This window comes from Corynebacterium sp., from assembly GCF_030530965.1.
GTDB lineage: Bacteria > Actinomycetota > Actinomycetes > Mycobacteriales > Mycobacteriaceae > Corynebacterium.
Map to the genome: position 1 here is coordinate 1 of NZ_JAUMTY010000090.1, position 2,921 is coordinate 2,921.

Genomic DNA, 2,921 nt, shown 5'->3' on the forward strand with positions numbered 1-2,921 from the left:
TTGAGGATTCAGGAACCGTTTTCGCGATTACGGAAACTCGTGAGCACACCGAACTTATGCGGTTCTTGGAATTGGATAGCGACGGAAAACCGCGCTTGAAAGGTTCCCCAACTAAACTTCGACGCATTCTGGAATTTAATTCCTCAGCCTTGGATACGCTCGCTTTTGAAGGTCGCGATGTGTCCGATGATGCCGTCTGGGAGCGGATTCATGCAACGAAATCCTCTGACTTAGCGAGCCTGGTGTACACCTCCGGCACCACGGGCCGACCGAAAGGATGTCGGCTCACTCACGCTAACTGGCTGGGCGAAGCGCGTTCGCTGCTGACCCATAACATCGCCCGGACGATCGCCCGCCCCGGCATGCGGTACATTACGTTCCTCCCGCTAGCGCACGTTTTTGCGCGGGCCATTTCTTTGGCAATGGCTATCGGTGGGGCACAGCAATCCCACTGGTCCGACTTTTCCACGATCAGCATCGAATTCCAGCGCGCGCAGCCGAACATGATCCTGGGCGTCCCGCGAGTTTTCGAAAAAGTCCGTAACGGTGTGCAGGCTCAAGCGAAGAGCAAAGGCCCATTAGGGGCGCTGCTGTTCTCGCGCGCAGAGGCGACAGCTATTCAGTACTCGAAGGCCTTAGACGAGGAAGGACCATCGCGGGTCCTGAAATGGCGTCGAGCTCTCTATGACCGCCTCATCTACCGCAAGGTTCGCGCCGCCATGGGTGGGGCAGTGCAATATGGCATCTCCGGCGGCTCGGCCATGAACCCCGAGCTCCTCCACTTCTTCCGCGGCATCGGGACCACCGTGTACGAAGGCTACGGTCTGACGGAATCCACCGCCGCATTCTGCGTCAACTACGACGACAACATCATCGGAACCGTGGGGCGCCCGTCCGGCGGCTGCTCAGCCCGCATTTCCGACGACGGAGAAGTGTGCCTGAAGGGCCCCATCATTTTCGATGGCTACTGGAATAACGAGGAAGCAACTAAAGAATGCTTCGATGACGATAGCTACTTCCACACCGGTGACCTAGGCGAGATCCTCGATTCCGGGCACCTCAAGATCACCGGCCGAAAGAAAGAATTGCTGGTGACCGCGGGTGGCAAGAATGTGTCGCCTGGTCCGCTGGAAGATCGCATGCGCACGCACCCGTTGATCAGCCAAGTGATGCTCGTCGGCGATGGCCAACCATTCATCGGATGCCTTGTCACGCTCGACGACGTCGCCCTGGAGAAGTGGAAGCGCGACCACGGTGTTAATGACAATGTGAGCAACCGTGAGTTGCACGCCAACCCGGTGTTGCGCGCGGAGATCCAGGACGCCATTAACGACGCTAACAGCACGGTGTCGCATGCGGAGGCCGTCAAGAAGTTCCATATCCTCGACCGCGATTTCACCGAGGAAGAGGGCGAACTAACCGCGACCTTGAAGGTCAAACGCCATGTGGTGATGCAACACTTCGCTCGGGATATTGCGAACCTGTATCAGAAGTAACCACTACTCGGCGCGCCGCAGTGCAATGGGCTCCCCGCTGCTTTATGGTTATCCCCGTCCCTATTTGATACCGGTTGTGCAGAGTGATCACTCGTCCGGAAGCACCCATTCCCGACATGATTTCTCCTGCTCCCATCGCCTGGTTCGGTCGATTCTGTGAGGAGTTCGCCTGTGCTTGAAGAGTCTCCCGCTCGGTGTAGCGCCACGGAAAGGCTTCGCGAGCTCACTCAGGAGGTCTCCGATATTGGCGACGAGGTCGCCACCTATATCGACAACATCGGTGAAGCCCTCGCCGATTGGGATGCAGATCTTGCCGACGATTGCCTGGAAGAATGTGACGTCATTATCCGCGAGGCCCGCGAGGACATTCGCAGCGTCGTGCCCGAACTCGACGGAATTCGTCGCGCTCTGACGTCGGGACTAAAAAGTGGGGTGCTCTCGGCGGGGCCGGGGGCGCGTGAACGCTCTGGCCGCCCGATGACGGGTCTGCCGAATGAGCCGCTCAAGGTCACCGCGGAATCGCTGACTCACTGCTTTCCCATCCCGACGGTGGTGGACGCGGACGCTGTGAGCACCGCGTTGACGAGCCGCACAGAGACCGCGTCGGGACTGTGCGCCGACGTGGCCAGCTGGGTGGAGTACCAGACGAACCTAGCCGTGGATGATGCGTCGTCAACCAATTTGTCGATCGTTTTCGCGCGAGCCTACGACCATGTGGTCAGCGCCATTGATGCGTGGAAGAACACCGTGGCCTGGCCGTATCCGCCTTTTACCCGGATGATGCGGGGAACCTGCCCGCCGCCGTTCTTGGAGGAGCGTGCGCGGGTGGACCGTATCGTGGCGAGTGTGGCGTCGCGCCGCCAAGGTGGCCATTTTGCCTCCTGAGAAGAAGGATTCTTTCGGGGTTTATATCCACGTCCCTTTTTGTGTGACACGCTGCGGCTATTGCGACTTCAATACCTACACGCCGCGGGAATTGGGTGTTCGTGACGACGCCCGCTCGCCCGTCCTCCAGTACCTCGACGCCGTCGAGCGTGAACTCTTCCGAGCCGCGGAGCGCTACCACCTGCCACCAGCCGATACGGTGTTCGTCGGCGGGGGAACACCATCCCTCGTGGGGGCAGAGGGGTTAACGCGGGCACTCAACGCCGTGCGCTCGTCGATGGGTTTGAGCCCAGGTGCAGAGGTAACGACGGAGGCCAACCCGGAATCCACCTCGCCGGAGTTCTTCTCAGGGCTGCGTGAGGCCGGTTTTACCCGGGTGAGCTTAGGGATGCAGTCCGCGTCGGAGAAAGTGCTTCGGGTGTTGGACAGGCGTCACACTCCCGGCAGGCCGGTTGCTGCGGCTCAGGAGGCGCGCCGGGCGGGTTTCGAGCACGTCAACCTTGACCTTATTTATGGCACGCCCGGGGAAGTGGACGATGA

At 60.0% G+C, this 2,921-nt stretch carries 3 protein-coding genes; all 3 read left to right on the forward strand.

All coding sequences use genetic code 11. The features are described from left to right. A partial coding sequence (locus Q3981_RS10260) for a long-chain fatty acid--CoA ligase (protein ID WP_303125970.1) occupies nucleotides 1-1,496 on the forward strand: 1,496 nt, incomplete at its 5' end. Nucleotides 1,497-1,667: 171 nt separating this feature from the next. After that, complete coding sequence (locus Q3981_RS10265) at nucleotides 1,668-2,381, forward strand: hypothetical protein (RefSeq protein ID WP_303125973.1); 714 nt, start codon at nucleotides 1,668-1,670, stop codon at nucleotides 2,379-2,381. Continuing rightward, a partial coding sequence (locus tag Q3981_RS10270) for a coproporphyrinogen-III oxidase family protein (RefSeq protein WP_303125974.1) occupies nucleotides 2,371-2,921 on the forward strand: 551 nt, incomplete at its 3' end. The genes Q3981_RS10265 and Q3981_RS10270, both read left to right, overlap by 11 nt.